General features: G+C 52.4%; 17 protein-coding genes. 12 read left to right on the top strand and 5 right to left on the bottom strand.

All coding sequences use genetic code 11. From position 1 onward, the window contains the following. The 5 genes from VMT71_04245 to VMT71_04225 all read right to left on the bottom strand — a co-directional run. Nucleotides 1–419: response regulator (locus VMT71_04245; GenBank protein HVN23154.1), on the bottom strand; the 419-nt coding region annotated here is incomplete at its 3' end. Next, entirely contained in the window at nt 416–823 is a 408-nt protein-coding gene (locus tag VMT71_04240) for a response regulator (GenBank protein ID HVN23153.1), read from the bottom strand. The genes VMT71_04240 and VMT71_04245, both read right to left, overlap by 4 nt. Then, entirely contained in the window at nt 820–1,743 is a 924-nt protein-coding gene (locus VMT71_04235; GenBank protein HVN23152.1) for a response regulator, read from the bottom strand. The genes VMT71_04240 and VMT71_04235 overlap by 4 nt, the downstream gene beginning before the upstream one ends. Before the next feature lie 244 nt (nt 1,744–1,987). Further along, the gene (locus VMT71_04230) at nt 1,988–3,568 is read right to left on the bottom strand and encodes a methyl-accepting chemotaxis protein (protein ID HVN23151.1); all 1,581 of its coding nucleotides are present in this window, start codon (nt 3,566–3,568) and stop codon (nt 1,988–1,990) included. 24 nt (nt 3,569–3,592) lie between these two features. After that, entirely contained in the window at nt 3,593–3,757 is a 165-nt protein-coding gene (locus VMT71_04225; protein ID HVN23150.1) for a hypothetical protein, read from the bottom strand. 206 nt (nt 3,758–3,963) lie between these two features. Here VMT71_04225 and VMT71_04220 point away from each other — a divergent pair, with 206 nt between their 5' ends. The 12 genes from VMT71_04220 to VMT71_04165 all read left to right on the top strand — a co-directional run bounded on the left by VMT71_04220 (nt 3,964) and on the right by VMT71_04165 (nt 14,828). Beyond that, the gene (locus tag VMT71_04220; GenBank protein HVN23149.1) at nt 3,964–4,338 is read left to right on the top strand and encodes a response regulator; all 375 of its coding nucleotides are present in this window, start codon (nt 3,964–3,966) and stop codon (nt 4,336–4,338) included. A 228-nt stretch (nt 4,339–4,566) separates the two neighbouring features. Next, complete coding sequence (locus VMT71_04215) at nt 4,567–6,000, top strand: sigma-54 dependent transcriptional regulator (protein HVN23148.1); 1,434 nt, start codon at nt 4,567–4,569, stop codon at nt 5,998–6,000. A gap of 263 nt (nt 6,001–6,263) precedes the next feature. Then, entirely contained in the window at nt 6,264–7,379 is a 1,116-nt protein-coding gene (locus tag VMT71_04210; protein HVN23147.1) for an ATP-binding protein, read from the top strand. Further along, nucleotides 7,376–8,677, top strand: a complete 1,302-nt coding sequence (locus VMT71_04205; GenBank protein ID HVN23146.1) for a sigma-54 dependent transcriptional regulator — start codon at nt 7,376–7,378, stop codon at nt 8,675–8,677. Before VMT71_04210 ends, VMT71_04205 begins: the two co-directional genes overlap by 4 nt. Further along, nucleotides 8,664–9,005 carry a flagellar basal body rod protein FlgB gene (gene flgB / locus VMT71_04200; protein ID HVN23145.1) on the top strand — a complete coding sequence of 114 codons (342 nt, stop codon included), beginning with the start codon at nt 8,664–8,666 and terminating at the stop codon, nt 9,003–9,005. Before VMT71_04205 ends, flgB begins: the two co-directional genes overlap by 14 nt. 1 nt (nt 9,006) lies before the next feature. Beyond that, entirely contained in the window at nt 9,007–9,435 is a 429-nt protein-coding gene (flgC, locus tag VMT71_04195) for a flagellar basal body rod protein FlgC (GenBank protein ID HVN23144.1), read from the top strand. 9 nt (nt 9,436–9,444) lie between these two features. Next, nucleotides 9,445–9,729 (top strand): flagellar hook-basal body complex protein FliE, encoded by a 285-nt coding sequence (gene fliE, locus VMT71_04190; GenBank protein HVN23143.1) that lies wholly within the window; start codon nt 9,445–9,447, stop codon nt 9,727–9,729. Between the two features lie 3 nt (nt 9,730–9,732). Next, on the top strand, nt 9,733–11,319 hold the full coding sequence (fliF, locus tag VMT71_04185; GenBank protein ID HVN23142.1) for a flagellar basal-body MS-ring/collar protein FliF: 1,587 nt from the start codon (nt 9,733–9,735) through the stop codon (nt 11,317–11,319). Next, nucleotides 11,319–12,317 (top strand): flagellar motor switch protein FliG, encoded by a 999-nt coding sequence (fliG, locus tag VMT71_04180; GenBank protein ID HVN23141.1) that lies wholly within the window; start codon nt 11,319–11,321, stop codon nt 12,315–12,317. Before fliF ends, fliG begins: the two co-directional genes overlap by 1 nt. Then, nucleotides 12,310–12,975, top strand: a complete 666-nt coding sequence (locus VMT71_04175; protein HVN23140.1) for a FliH/SctL family protein — start codon at nt 12,310–12,312, stop codon at nt 12,973–12,975. The genes fliG and VMT71_04175 overlap by 8 nt, the downstream gene beginning before the upstream one ends. Before the next feature lie 106 nt (nt 12,976–13,081). Further along, complete coding sequence (locus VMT71_04170; protein ID HVN23139.1) at nt 13,082–14,407, top strand: FliI/YscN family ATPase; 1,326 nt, start codon at nt 13,082–13,084, stop codon at nt 14,405–14,407. Further along, nucleotides 14,400–14,828: a flagellar FliJ family protein gene (locus VMT71_04165; protein ID HVN23138.1), complete on the top strand. Its 429-nt coding sequence runs from the start codon at nt 14,400–14,402 to the stop codon at nt 14,826–14,828. The genes VMT71_04170 and VMT71_04165 overlap by 8 nt, the downstream gene beginning before the upstream one ends. The last annotated feature ends 208 nt before the right edge of the window (nt 14,829–15,036 follow it).

Raw genomic sequence — 15,036 nt, 5'->3', positions numbered from 1 at the left:
TTCAACTTAGAAGCCTGTTCGCGCGCAACAGCGTCATACGCCTGCTTCAGCTTGATATGGAGCCTGGCCCTGGCCAGCACCTCATCCTTGTCGAAAGGCTTGGTGACGTAGTCAAAAGCCCCGAGCGAAAGGCCTTTAACCTTGCTTTTGCTGTCGTCCATAGCGGAGATAAAGATGACCGGGATATCGGTGGTTGCGGGATCAGCCTTAAGTTTTGCGCACGTCTCGAAACCGCTCTCGTCAGGCATCATGATGTCAAGCAGGATCAGGTCAGGGCGTGCCGTTCGGGCTTGCTCTCTGCAGGCCGGACCGCTATCTGCAGTGAGCGTGAGAAAGCCTTCTTTTTTGAAGATGGCTTCCAGCAGCCTGACATTGACCGCCACGTCATCAACAATGAGTACGGTAAGACCCCGGTTCATGGGCTCTGATCCACCGGAAGCCCGAGGGAGTGTATCTCACCGAGAATCCTCCCCTTATCGTAAGGCTTGACGATGTAGCCGTCGCACTGGGCGTCGAATGCACCCCACACATCACCCCAGTTGCTGAGCGCGGTCGTCATAATGATCTTCACCCCGTCGAGCGCGTTGATATTCATCCTGCTTTCAAGGCTGCGAATTTCGGTCAACGCTCGCTGGCCGTCCATTTCAGGCATCATGATGTCGAGGCAGATCAGGTCATAGGGTCGCCCTTCCTCCCACGCACGGCGGAAGGCATCGGTGGCCTCCCTGCCGTTGGCCGCAGTGTCGCACTCCCCGTATGGCATCAGGATGTGCTGCATGAGCCTTCGACTTGTAGCATCATCGTCTACAACAAGTGTTCTCATTTTATTCCGCCCTCCGCTTTTGAAGATGAAAGAAATCCCTGCAGCCTGTGTAGCTCGCCCTCGAGCTCTGCCATGAGAGGAGCAACACTCTGCACATCGGCGGCATTCCGTTCTATCTCAAAGGCCACGTCTCTCATCGCAGCAGCCTCTACGTTGGCAGCTGCCCCCTTCAATGAGTGTGCGTGCAGTTTCACCATGGCCGCATTGCCCTCAGTTACAGCCTGGTCCAGCCGTTCAAGCTGGCCTGAGGCATGCTCGAGGAATATGTCTATGATTTGCGACACCAGTTCCTCGTCGCCATCCAGGCGCTTGAGCAGTGCGTCCCTGTTGAAAATGACGGGCCGGTCTGCCTCCCCGGACGACTCCGCGGGGGTTTGCGCGCGACTGGGCAGGTCGAGCATTCGTCCGATCGCTTCGGCGATGTCTCCAGGCTGGACGGGTTTGGAAATGTAGTCATCCATACCGGCCCTGATACATCGCTCCCGGTCACCTTTCATTGCGTGCGCTGTCATGGCAACAATAGGAACATGGCGGCGCCCTTCTTGCTTTTCGCGCTCCCGGACCAAAGCTGTTGCCTCAAAGCCATCCATTTCCGGCATCTGCACGTCCATGAAGACGATATCGTAGGCAACCCCGTCGAGCGCGTTAAGTGCCTCTTTACCGTTCTCGACAATATCAGCCCGATACCCTAATTTCTCCAGCATCTTTGTGACGACTTTCTGGTTGGTAACGTTGTCTTCTGCGACGAGAATGTGGACGTTGCGTTTCTTTTGCTCTTCGATGAGATGGCGGGTGATCAGCGGCGCCCCTTCCCCCGTGGAGGCCATCCGATCCGCACCCATGTCGAGGGCAAGGCACAAAAAAAGCTGAGCGCTTCTTACTGGCTTGGTGAGATATGCGGCAAACCCGATCTCTTTCATCGACTTGCCATCTCCCTGCTGGGTTCTCGCTGATGATCAGGCCGATCTCGGCGATGACCGCGGTCTCCCGGGCTAGGCGAAGCGCTGCTTCCTGGCTTTTCTTTAGCGCCTCTTCGTTCTCCTTCAGTTGCAATTCATTTTCTGCGGTAGTACCCGAGACAGAAGTATGTCTTTCCTGTTGTGGGGGCACTGAGAGCTCCTTAGAAGCATCTCCAGGCGGGTTGATTTCCGCCAAAAGAGAAACCTAAAACTCTCTAAAGTCGTTCTCCTCCAACGGAATCAACTCATCTGCCCGTGGCTCTCTTCTTTGGCGATATGGACGGGAGTGAGGCGCCGCTCTTTTTGTCATTGCAGAGGATGAGCAGACGGGTTTGCTAATTGTTGGGCGGGAGACGCTTTGGTTGCCGCTCACTAGAGATACTAATTCCGAGACAAATTTCTTTAACTGTTCCGCCTGAGCGTTCATCTCCTGGGAAGCTGATGCTGATTCTTCCGCGCTCGCTGCGTTCTGCTGTACCACCTTATCCATTTCCGCAACGGCCTTGTTGATTTGTTCTATACCTTGCGCCTGTTCCTGGGAGGCGGCTGTTATCTCGCCAACGAGATCGGTGACCTGCTTGAGAGACAGGGCTACCTCCCGGTAAGAATCGTCCGTGCGGCGAACAAGCTCTGCGCCCTCCTGCACCTTTTTGATTGTTCCCTCAATCAAGTGCGACGTGTTCTTCGCCGCCTCTGATGCGCGCATGGCCAGGTTCCTCACCTCGTCAGCCACCACTGCAAATCCGGCCCCTGCTTCTCCTGCCCGGGCCGCTTCCACTGCTGCATTCAGGGCAAGAAGGTTTGTTTGAAAGGCTATCTCGTCGATTGTCTTGATGATCTTGGAGGACTCTTCGCTCGCTCTGGCTATCTCCTCTATTGACTGGACGAGAGCCCTCATTGATTCACGGGCCCTCTTCATCAAATTTGATCCTTCGACAGCAGCCTGGTCTGTTTTTCGAGCGTTATCGGCGTTCTGGCGGGTCATGGATGTCATCTCTTCAATAGAAGCCGATGTCTGTTCCAATCCTGCTGCCTGCTCGGAAGCACCCTCAGCAAGGGTCTGGCTCGCAGACGCAACCTGTGAAGAGGCGGACGCCACCTGCTCAGCGCCGTCGGTCAGGCCTTCTATAATGCTACTGATGGGCCTGGATATGGAGCGGGCCATAATAACCGACAAGAACAACCCAACCGCTGAAGTCAGCATGAGTACGGCAAGAATGATGTAGGAAACCCGTGCAAGGCCGGCCAGCTCTTCGAAATAGACTCCGGTTCCTATAACCCATCCCCAGGGCTGGTAGAGTTTGAAGTAGGCCATCTTAGGAGATGGCTTTGTGTCGTCCAGCTTAGGCCACATATATTCGATTGCTCCCTCACCCTTCTCACGGGACGCAGCGGCCATCTCCGCAAAGATATTCCTTCCATTCGAATCCTTGTACCCTGATTGATCTTTGCCCTCCATTTCCGGCTTTATCGGATGCATAATCATCTGAGCGTTAAGGTTGCTGACCCAATAGTAATCGTTCTTGCCATAACGCAGCTCCTTGAGAAAGGAGAGTGCCTTTTTCTTAGCGTCGTTCAAGGAAAGCTCTCCCGCGGCTGCTCGTTTGTCATAGTCAGAGACCAGGGCGTAGGCTACGTCGGTCAGCTGCTTAACTTCCCTGACCTTGGCATCGTACATCGATGCCCGGTACTTGGCATAAACCCAGACAAGGCATAGGGTGAAACAGAGAGTAACCACCACACCGAGTGAAATTATTTTCTTTGAAAGGCTAAATCTGCGTCCCATGTCCGGTCTCCTCCTTCAGCTAGGTCATGCTTCATGTGGCCTCGTTGAATCCGTGAGTTTTGTGCCACCTGCTACGGCGAGCCTGCGAAACATCTTTACCTCAGCATGGTGCGCGGCCACGCCGAACATGTCGTCTCCTGTCAGACGTGCGGCGAAGAGCGAGGGCTTGTCCGTGTCAACGGCATTCATATTCATGACTCCACTGTCTTCCCATCTGCACCTTTGTGGCTCCGCAGGCTGTGCTGTCCCTTGCGTAGCCATTCCGGGGCGGAACTTTCCTTCCTCAATCAGTTGTCGCGCAGTTTTGATCCGACTTAAGGAGGGGTCTTTGTTAAGTTTGTTTGTGCCATTCCGATAACCTATCAAGGGGATACGCGTTTGAACTGGGGGTCAAAATGAGAGTCCTCGTTGTTGATGATTTCCCTACTATGCGAAGAATATTAAAGAATGTTTTGCGGCAGCTGGAGATGAGGGATACACTGGAAGCAGGGAATGGCAAAGAGGCACTGGAGGTCCTGAAAAAAGAAGAAGTGGACCTGATCCTGTGTGATCTACTGATGCCTGAGATGAATGGCATAGAATTGCTGCGGGTGTGTAAAGACGATCCCCAACTCAGCAATATCCCGTTTATCATGGTAACTGCCGAGGCGCAGAAGAAGGCAGTTATGGAGGCCATAAAGGCGGGCGTGGACAATTACATAACCAAGCCGTTCACGCCCGAGAGATTGAAGGACGCTATCAATAAAGTAGCTTCGAGAAATCCGCAGTAACTCTCCGTTCATACTGACGTCATTTGACCCATCAATCCGAAGAGAGAATCTTCTTCTTGATGCCTGTGTACCACTGTCTATGTGAAAGAAGAGTCGATGACGTAAGAGAAAGTTTTTGTTGGACAAAGGTCGCGAAAGGTGTAATATAACGTTGGGTCGGTGCTGGAAAAGAAAGGCCAAACCACTGACGCAGGCCTTTGTATACATATGACAGGACGAGGGGAAGCAATGGAAAAAGGCAATATACTGGTCGTCGATGATGAAGAGCACGTGCTTAACGTTCTCAAAGAGTATTTGACGAGCAAAGGCTACAAGGTTGACGCACATCGCTCAAGCGAGGCCGCGCTCCTCGCCCTCAAAAAGAACGAAAACCAGGTCATGATCACCGACCTGAAGATGCCCAAGATAGATGGTATCCAGCTCATAAAGTTTATTCAGCAGGAGTATCTGAACACGCTGGGGATAGTGCTCACTGGTTATGGTAGCCTCGAAACAGCTATAAGTGCCATGAACCATGGCGCCTTCGCTTATGTCCTGAAACCTTTCAAGTTTGAGGAACTGCTTTCAACCGTCGAGTCGGCCATGTACTATTACCAGCTTCTCAATAGCGAGAACATCCCCAAGAAACTGGTAGCCAGGGGAAACGTATTGCGCAGGTTCGCAGAAACGAATGCGGTCCGCGAGAATACAATTCTGCGGAGCCAGATGCGGGACAAGTACAAGTTTGAGAATATCGTGGGTGTCAGTTTCCAGATGCAGAAAGTGTTTGAGATGGTGGAGAAGGTCGCCGACACAAACGCCACCGTGCTCATCACCGGCGAGAGCGGCGTGGGCAAGGAGCTCGTGGCAAGGGCCATACATTATAATTCCTCTCGAAGGACAAGGCCGCTCGTCGTGGTTAACTGCGGTGCCATCCCTGAAGAACTCCTGGAGAGCGAGCTTTTCGGTCACGAAAGGGGGGCCTTTACCGGTGCGATAAAGACGAGATTCGGCAGATTCGAGCTGGCGGATGGCGGAACTATTTTTCTGGATGAGATAGGAGACATGAGCCTGAAGCTTCAGGTCAAGCTCCTTCGGGTGCTTCAGGAGAAGTCTTTCGAGCGAGTGGGAGGCTCAAAGACCATCCACGTCGACGTGAGAATACTCGCGGCTACACACAGGGATCTTGATGCGCTGGTCAAGGCGGGCAAGTTCAGGGAAGACCTTTATTATAGACTCAATGTTGTACCCATCCCCATCCCGCCGCTGCGTGAGCGACGTCAGGACATACCGCTTCTATTGAACTATTTTCTCGACAGGTGGAACAAGATTAATAACACAAAACTGGAGGGCCTGACAGAGCAGTCGCTCGACGTCCTGACAAGCTACGATTATCCCGGGAATGTACGGGAACTCCAGAACATAGTGGAGCGCCTTGTAGTGATAAAAAAGAAGGGATTCGTGAGCATAGAGGATCTTCCGGAAAAGCTCTATGCGGGCAAACCCGACGAAGTGGAACTGGACGTACTCCGGGGGTATGACACGCTCGTTTCCGATTTTGAAAAGGCCCTCATACTCAAGGCGCTCAACCAGACAAACGGCGTAAAAAGCCAGGCCGCACGTGTCCTCCAGATGAACAGGACCACCCTCATCGAAAAAATGAAGCGCCTGGGCCTCGAATAAGTTTTCAGCCCTCCCGAAATAGCATTTCTGTCAAGATTCTGACGTCGAATAGCAGCCTTTAGCCATCAGTCAAAAGGTTTAAGCGGTACCAACTGCCGTCGTAAAAATCATACGTTATCAAGTCAGAGGCGCATCGTTTTCTTTCTCGCTTCGGGTCTTGGGCTAATTCTTGGCTCCGGGACGCCCGTGCCGGGCTGTAGGGCCGATCACTGAATACCGACGCAAACCGATCCACGTTCAGAACCGGCAGGTTGGTATGGTTCTTGCTTCGGTATCCCTCCATAATGTCCAAACCGGAATTGAATCTTCTCAACTACGCCTTTTCCGAATTCACGAAAGCGTCGGACTCGCTCATGGCCTATTACCATTCTCTTGAGACGCAGATCCGGCACCTGAAAGAGCAGGTAGAGGAGAAGAATGATCAACTCGAAAAGGCGCGGGAGTATCTACATACCATTCTCGACTCTCTTCCTGTCGGTGTTGTCGTGCTCGAAAAGGGCCCCGGTCCGGTCTTTTCCAACAAGAATGCCAGGAGACTCAACGGGTTTGGATTGGTCGACAATCTCATGAGGAGCGGCGAGACTTTTGGTGAGCTGAAGGATCGCACCGGCTGCTTCAGGTGGAGAAGAGAGGTCCTGGAGAATGGTTTCGAGGGAAGAGAAGTCGTTGTTTTTGAGGACGTAACGCAGGTCGAAAGGATGAAAGAAAGACTGGAGCGTGACGAACGGCTGCGGGCCATGGGCGAGATGGCCGCGCGCATTGCCCACGAGATCAAGAACCCGCTGGGCAGTATGGAGCTTTTTCTTTCCATGCTTCAACAGTCCAAACTGAGAAAGGTGGATAGAAGGTACGTTGAACATGTGCTTTTCGGTGTGAAGGCGGTCGACCGCGTCATTAACAACATTCTGTCATACACGCGACCCAAAACACTCGTGCTGCAGGAAGAGAGTCTTGCGGACCTCGTGAGAGATACGGTCGAGTTCATGAAAGTTTCCATAAAGAGCCGTGATATTGCGATACGGCTTGAGCTTGCCCACGAAAGGCGCTTTGGTTTCGATCCTGACCTGATGAAACTGGTCATGATGAACCTGTTTGCAAACGCCATGGACGCTATCCCCACCCAGGGTTTGATCACTATAGGGATCAAAGAGGAACGCGGCTATGTCGTTGTGAGCGTGGGCGATGACGGCGCGGGCATGACCGAAGAGATACGCAAAAACCTCTTCAACCCCTTCTTTACGACAAAAGACAAGGGAGTGGGTCTGGGGCTGTTTATAGTCTACAACATCGTCAAAGCACACGCTGGTTACATAGAGGTTGAATCGCAGCCGGGTGCCGGCTCGACGTTCCTAATATACTTACCCGAGAAGAGGATATGAAAACAAACATACTTGTGGTGGATGATGATCTCCATATGAGACTTGCTCTTAAGGAGTCGCTCAACAAGGCTGGCTATGCGGTATCCGTCGCCGAAGACGGATTGAAAGCCACCGAGGTGATAAAGCGGGGTTCCTTTGATCTGGTGATCACCGACGTGAGAATGCCTCATAAAAGCGGCATTGACCTGCTTGCAAGCGTGAGGGAGGCCTCGTCGCTGGTGCCTGTAATTCTCATCACCGCTTACGGCACGATACAGGATGCGGTGAAAGCCATAAAGGAAGGGGCTTTTGACTACATCCAGAAGCCCTTCAATACAGAGACTCTCTACGGGGTGGTAAAGCGTGCGTTGGGGCTCAATCGGGGCAAGATCATCTACGCATCGCGTGCGATGAAAGACGTGCTCTGGAACGCTTCCAGGGTGGCGCATTCAGATGCAACCGTGCTAATCCTGGGGGAGAGTGGCGTCGGGAAAGAACTTGTTGCCAAATACGTGCATGAGAGCAGCGAGCGACGTTCGGGGCCATTCATTCCCGTCAACTGCGCAGCCCTGCCCGACAATCTCCTCGAGAGCGAACTTTTCGGCTACGAGAGAGGCGCCTTCACCGGAGCGATGGCGAAAAAGCCTGGCAAGTTTGAGCTTGCGGACAAGGGCACGTTGCTTCTCGACGAGATCAGTGAAATGGATCTCCGGCTCCAGGCGAAGCTTCTCAGGGTTCTGCAGGAGAGGGAGGTTGAGATCATCGGTTCCCGTTACCCGAAGAAGGTGGATGTCAGGGTCATAGCGACCACAAACAGGGACATGAAGAAATGTGTGGAAGAGGGGAAGTTCAGGGAAGACCTCTACTACAGACTGAATGTCTTTCCCATCGTGGTGCCGCCGTTACGTGATAGAAAAGAGGATATCCCTATCCTCGTCGAATACTTTCTAACGAAATACTCCCAGGGTAAAGACACCAGTATCTCTGAAGAGGCAATGGAATTTCTCAAAGAAAAGGCGTGGAAGGGGAACGTGCGTGAACTGGAGAACACGCTGGCGCGTGCCTGCATCCTTTCCGACTACTCCGTGGTGAAGTTGAATCATCTCCAGGACCTCGAGTCAAAAAAAGAGGTGAAGGTCGGCTCGGTAAGGGACATGGAGATGAATCTGATTTTAGACACGCTCCGGTCAGTCAACGGGAATAGAACCCAGGCTGCCTCCATCCTCGGCATCACTGTGCGAACGCTGCGCAACAAGATCAGGGAGTACAAAGAGCTGGGAATTTCCGTGCCGCAGGGGTGCCTCAATGTCGCTCCTTGATCTCGTCAGCAAGGCTCTCGATGTCAGAAACGTCTATCACAAGGTGATAGCGGGCAACATCGCGAATGTCGATACGCCCGGCTTCAAGGAAAAGGATATTGATTTCAAAAAGCAGCTCGAAAGGCGGATGAGCTTTTCCGCCGGCAATGTCGATATCCAGGAATCCCCGCAGGACTCTTTAGGCTTCGCGGCTCTCGACGAGAACACCGTCAATATGGAGACTCAGGTAATGAAGATGACTGAGAATAGTATGTACTACGATGCCTTAGTTCAGGCCATCTCCAAAAAATTCTCGCTGATGCGCTACATAATAAACGGAGGAAAGTAACATGGGAATGTTTGATGTGCTGAAGATCAGCTCTTCCGGGCTGCGCGCCCAGAGGATAAGGATGGAGACGATAGCCACCAACCTCGCCAACATTCACACGACCCGGACGGAAGACGGCGGTCCCTACAGAAAGCAGAACGTCGTACTCAGCTCCGCTGATGCCTCCGGTGACGGCTTTGGTGGGGTATTGAGTAAGAAGCTGGAAGGGGTGGCTGTTGAAGAGATAACCGAGAGCGAAAAGCCTTTTGAAAAGACCCATGATCCTTCGCACCCTGACGCGGACCAGGATGGATATGTGACGTATCCGAATGTGAATGTCCTGGAGGAGATGACGGACATGGTATCGGCTTCCCGCTCGTACGAAGCCAATGTCAATGTCATCAACACGACGAAGCACATGTTCCAGAAATCTCTGGAGATAGCGAAGTAGGAGGAGTCGATGAAGATAGACGGTATAAACGCAAAGGGGATAGCTGATCAGCTCAAAGGTCCGTCAAAAGGAGAGTCATCCTTTGTCGACACCCTCAAGGACTCGATCAAGAGGGTAGGAGAATTGGAGAAAGAGGCGGACAAAGAGGTTGAGAAACTGGCAAAGATGGAGAGCGACGACGTCACAAGCACCATGATGGCCATAGAGAAGGCAGACCTGACCTTCCAGCTGATGATGCAGGTCAGAAACAAAATAATCGACGCCTACCAGGAAATAATGAGGATGCAGGTCTGATAAATGGCGGGCGCTGAAGTTTATATCAACAATGTAAAGAACTTCATCAAGACCACGCCCAAGAAAAGGCTCTACGTGTATCTTTTTGTTTTCGTAGGGGTGCTGGGAGCGGCTATTATCTCCTACTCCCTGACCCAAAAAGAGGATTACCACACCCTCTTTTCCGGCCTTTCCATGGAAGACGCTTCTAATATCGTTGCGAAACTGAAGGAGCTTAAAGTCCCTTATAAACTGGGCATGGAAGGCACCACCGTCTATGTGCCCAAAGAAAAGGCATACGAAATCAGGCTGATGCTTGCCTCTCAGAACGCTTTGCCCGGATCGGGAGGCATTGGATTCGAGCTTTTTGACAAGACGAACTACGGCATGACCGAGTTCATGCAGAACGTCAACTACAAGAGGGCGATTCAGGGAGAGCTTTCCCGTACGATCAACCAGATGCCCGAGGTCAAAGCCTCGCGGGTGCACATCGCAATACCGGAAAAAACACTGTACACAGAAAAAGAAAAGCTGGCCTCGGCGTCGGTATTCCTGAGGCTGAAGCCGGGCAAGACTCTGAGCAAGGAGCAGATCCAGGGCATCGTCGTGCTTGTCGCAGGGAGCATTGAGGGGCTCAAGCCGGAGCAGGTCACGGTCATAGATTCCTCCGGAAAGATTCTCTATAAAGGTGGAGAGCCCGATTCCCCTATAATGGTTTCCGGCCAGCAATTCGAACTGCAGAGAAATGTAGAGCGGCGACTCGAGGAGTCTATCCAGTCCATGCTCGACCGGTTTCTCGGCGCGAACAAGTCCATCGTGCGTGCAACCGCCGATCTGAATCTGCGAAAAGTTGAGGAAGTGCAGGAGGAATATTCTCCCGAGAAGAAGGCCATCTCTAATGAAAAAAGGGCTCACGAGAAATCTATAAACAAAAGTGTCAAGGCGAGTGGTGTACCCGGCGTAGCTTCTAATGTGCCCGGTCCGCAAAGGAACGTGAAACCAGAGGCCCCGGAACGCTCAAGCGAAGCAGAAAAAGAGGAAGCGCAGATCTCGTATGAGGTAAGCAAGACTGTGAAAAAGATAATCGAGCCTTTCGGCGATATAAAGCGGCTCTCACTCGCCATTGTCGTCGATGGAAGATACGAAAAGGTAAAAGGAAAGAAACAGGAGGAGCTTAAATACAATCCGAGATCCCAGAAAGAGCTCGGCGACATCAAGGACCTGGTAGCCCGTGCTGTAGGCTACGACGAGGAGAGGGGCGATAAGATAGAAGTGATCAATATGCCCTTCGAGATGGAAGGCCTGAACGAAGAAAGGGAACTGATGCAAAAGGCTGAGCGCGAGGAGCTGATAAGAAGTCTGGTCATTTACGGGGCACTGGCTCTCGCGGCGCTGCTGCTCTTTGTCTTTGTCGCGCGCCCTATGTTGAAGAAAAGGAAGGAAGAGAAAGCTGCTCTGCCCGCAGAGACGGTCCGGGATGTCTATATCAAGGAAGCGGATGAGGAAGCAGAGGCGCTGGAGGGAACGAAGAAAGCGCCGTCCCTCGGCCCGATGCAGGATAAGGCTCTCGTTTCTACAATCATCAAAGAGTGGGTAAGGGAAAGCCAGTAATGGAACGGGAAGATATCAGCGGGGTCAGGAAAGCTGCGATACTCCTTCTGACCATGGACGAGGAGCTGTCCAAAGAAGTGATCAGGGACCTTGATGAAAGCGAGATCGAGCTGATCGGACAGGAGATCGCCAGGCTGGAATCAGTACCCAGAGAAACCGCCGCGAAGGTCAATGAAGAATTCTCGAAAAAACTGGAACAGAGGGCCAATGACATCGTAGGGGTTCCCGCGAAATTCAAAGGACTGCTCAACAAGAGCCTCGGGGAGGATAAAGCGGAGTCTCTGTTGCAAAACTTGAGGAACGACCAGGTGAAGGCCAGCAAGTTCCTTAAGAGTTGCGACCCTCGCATCCTGGCGAACACGTTGAGAGGAGAACATCCCCAAACAATCTCGCTTGTTCTTTCCAACATGGACATACGACACGCTACCGAAGTGGTGGGATTTCTTCCTCAGCAGGTGCAGAGTGATGTGATAGTACGCATGGCCCATTTGGAAAGGGTTGATAAGAAAATCATCGAAGAGATCGAGGGAGTGCTCAAAGAGCAACTGGAATCAATCGGTGTGGTGGAGGGAAGGCGCCTTGGAGGTGTGGAAGTAGTCGCAAGCATGCTTAATCAGATGAACAGAACGACAGAATCGGAGATTCTTGAGGCGATAGAGGAATCGAATCCTGAGCTCGCCGAGAAGATAAAGCAGCTGATGTTCACCTTTGAAGATCTCCTGAAGACTGACGACAAGGGTATCCAGATGCTATTGAAGGAGGTTTCCTCCGAAGACCTGACTCTCGCGCTGAAGGGAGCTTCTGAATCGCTCAAAGAGAGAATATTGAACAACATGTCGGAGCGTGCGGCAAAAATGCTGAGGGAAGATCTTGAGGCCATGGGGCCTGTACGTGTGTCTGACGTGGAAAAGGCACAGGTGAAGATTGCCATGGTTGCCAAGAAATTGAGCGAAGAGGGAAAGATTGTATTGACTGGAGGAGGCGACACCTTTGTCTGATGAAACAGATCCCCTTGTATTCTACGAGCTGAGCGAACTACTCTCCCAGACCACACCTGAATTCAGACTACTCCTGCAAGAACCCGCGGAAGAGGCTGCGCCGCCTATTGAAGAAGTGGGGGCCGAAAAGGAAGAAATTGCAGCTCCTGAGGAGGAGCCGCCTCCGGAACCAGTCAATATCGAGGAAGAAACCCGTAGGATATTTGAAGAAGCCTTTGCCCAGGGGGAAAAGGCGGGGCACGAGATGGGCATGAAGAAGGTTGAGCCTCTTATCGAAAGGCTCAACCAGTACCTCGCTTCCCTGGAGAGTGTCAGGCAGGAACTGCTGGGAAGGGCAGAGCGCTTTGCAACGGTACTTGCGCTTACGTTTGCCGAGTCGATTGTGCTCAAGGAATGCGCAGAACATAAAGAGATCGCCCGTTCCATGATAAGGAAAGCGTTGGAGGCGTGCGAAGAAAGAGGCGAATGCCTGGTGAGATTACCGAAAGATGATGCGTGGATACTTTCTGCAGAGGGCGTGAGCTCGTGGAAGATCATTCCCGACGAAGAGTTGAAGGAGCCGGGCTTTATCATAGAGACGAGCCTCGGTGATATCGACGGAAGAATCTCGAAGCAGTTCGAAGAACTAAAGAAGGAGTTTCTGGGGACAGCAGCTTAAATGAAGTACAGCGTGACGTGTAAGACGTACGATTACCACGTAAGTCCTACGCGATACGCCTTAAACCTCAAACGTTGCGTTTGTGATGCTGGCAGAAAGCTGTAACTTGACAGTCGAAGAGGAAGAAAGGCTGCGGTCGATCAAAGAGCGACTTGCGACGTTTTATCCCTATCAGATGTACGGGAAAGTGTCGCAGGTGGTGGGGTTGGTAATCGAAGGCAAGGGCCCGGTCTCGTCCGTAGGAGATGCTGCGCTGATTTACCCGACCGACGGCAGACCTCCTATCAACGCTGAAGTGGTGGGATTCAGAGAGGGAAAAACACTGCTCATGCCCCTCGGCGAGTTGCGGGGCGTGGGCGTAGGTTCGAAGATCATCTCGAAGAAGAGCGTGGTCAACATGGGTATAGGTCCGGGACTTCTGGGAAGAGTGATCGACGGGCTCGGTATGCCCATGGATGGCAAAGGAGAGCTGGATAGCACAGAGTACGTACCCATCTACAGGGAGACGGTCAACCCGCTGCGGAAGAAAATGATAGCTGCACCCCTCGACCTCGGGGTGCGGGCTCTCAACGGCCTGCTCACCTGCGGACGCGGGCAGCGTATAGGCATATTCGCAGGTTCGGGAGTGGGCAAGAGTATGCTGCTCGGTATGATTGCCAGACATACTGAAGCGAGCGTCAATGTTATCGGCCTCATCGGCGAGCGCGGAAGGGAAGTGAGGGAATTTCTGGAACGTGACCTCGGCGAGGGCCTCCGGCACTCGGTGGTGATAGTGGCTACCTCTGATCAGCCTCCGCTGATACGTGTAAGAGCCGCCTTCCTGACGGTTGCGATCGCCGAGTACTTCAGGGACAAGAGCGCTGACGTGCTGCTCCTGATGGATTCACTCACCCGTTTCGCGATGGCTCAGCGGGAAGTGGGATTGGCAATAGGAGAGCCTCCAACGACGAAAGGTTATACGCCCAGCGTCTTTTCTCATCTGACAAAAGTTCTGGAACGCACGGGGAACGGCGAGGGCAACGGTACAATGACCGCTATCTTCAGCGTTCTTGTTGAAGGTGATGACCTGGACGACCCTATCGCAGATGCATCAAGGGCGGTTCTCGACGGGCACGTGGTCCTTTCGAGAAAACTGGCTGACGCCAATCAGTACCCGGCCATCGACGTTCTGCGCAGCGTCAGTCGAACCATGAAAGACATCGTCGGGCTCGAGCAGCTCCAGTTTGCCAACAGAATAACGGAAGTACTCTCGGAATACGAGCGGGCCGAAGATCTGATCAACATCGGCGCGTACAACCCGGGAAGTAACAAGAAGATAGACTACGCCATATCGATGATGGACAGGGTGAAGACGTTCCTTACGCAACGCGTTGACGAGAAGGTGACCATCGACAAGACCCTGGACAGCATGAAGCTCCTCTTCTATGCATAGCGGTCGACTCCTGCGCATCATTGAACTCAAAGAACGGCTGATGGAGGAGAAGGAACGGCTGCTCGATCAGCACTCAAGAGAAAGAGACAAGATACTCAGTAATATAGGCGTTATAGACACCGAGATCGAGAGCAACTATGGCGAGCTGTGCTCAAGGTGTCTTGACGGAAATGAATTCGCTTCCATAAAGGAGTACCTTGAGCACCTCGCACGCTTGAAAACAGCTGCATTGAACCAGAAGGAACTGATCGAGAGACAAATCGCAGCTATCCGCAGTGAACTCTACGAAATGTTTAAAGAGATCAAAGTACTCCACGCCTTGAACGAGAAGAGGCTTTCTGCAGCCAGACGAGCAGAAAACAAGAAGTACCAGAAGCTACTCGACGAAATCGCTCTGCGCCTGGAAACACAAAAGAGATGATTGAAGAGACGAGTTATACACCCGGAAAAATTTTCCCTCCTGACAACAATTTCCTCCTTTTCTGCCCGGTTTAATCACATCAAAAACCCCGAAAACCCCCGTATTGCCGCGATTTCCTGAGATGGCACGCTTCTTGTTTTATGAGAATCGCCATGTTTAGTCCTACAACCGCAGGATTTCAAATGAACGATGTGCCGGGATCGCTTCC

The sequence above is a fragment of the Syntrophorhabdales bacterium genome, assembly GCA_035541455.1.
Lineage (GTDB): Bacteria > Desulfobacterota > Syntrophorhabdia > Syntrophorhabdales > WCHB1-27 > JADGQN01.
Note: the sequence above shows the minus strand (reverse complement) of the source record. Positions and strands in the feature narration are given on the sequence as shown.